At 67.1% G+C, this 560-nt stretch carries 1 protein-coding gene; it reads left to right on the top strand.

The features are described 5' to 3' along the window. Positions 1-560 (top strand): RICIN domain-containing protein (locus IE294_RS47130; protein WP_189895440.1); only part of this gene is annotated, 560 nt, incomplete at both ends.

Genomic DNA, 560 nt, shown 5'->3' with positions numbered 1-560 from the left:
GTCGACGTGTACGGGTGCGGCGTCGCAGAAGTGGGCGTCGGACGCGAAGGGCCAGTTGGTGGGTGCGCAGTCGGGCAAGTGCCTGGATGCGACGGGTCCGAGTTCGGCGAACGGTACCAAGCTCCAGATCTGGTCGTGTGCGGGGTCGGACAACCAGTTGTGGAGTGTTCCGACGTCGCGTCCGTCGGGGGTGATCAGTGGGTACGGCGGTAAGTGTGCCGAGGTGGCCGGGTCGTTGTCGGCGAACGGTACGGCGGTCCAGCTGAATGTCTGTGGGTCGGGCAGTGGTCAGTCGTGGACGGTGGCCGCTGACGGTACGTTGCGGGCGTTGGGCAAGTGCATGACGGTCGCGGGCGGTGCGACTGTGGATGGTACGCCGGTGCAGTTGTCGACGTGTACGGGTGCGGCGTCGCAGAAGTGGGCGTCGGACGCGAAGGGCCAGTTGGTGGGCTCGCAGTCGGGCAAGTGCCTGGACGCGACCGGTCCGAGTTCGGCCAACGGCACCAAGCTCCAGATCTGGACCTGCGCGGCCTCCGCCAACCAGCTCTGGAAACTCCCCG

The sequence above is a fragment of the Streptomyces canarius genome, from assembly GCF_014650735.1.
GTDB classification, from domain to species: Bacteria; Actinomycetota; Actinomycetes; order Streptomycetales; family Streptomycetaceae; genus Streptomyces; species Streptomyces olivaceoviridis.
Note: the sequence above shows the minus strand (reverse complement) of the source record. Positions and strands in the feature narration are given on the sequence as shown.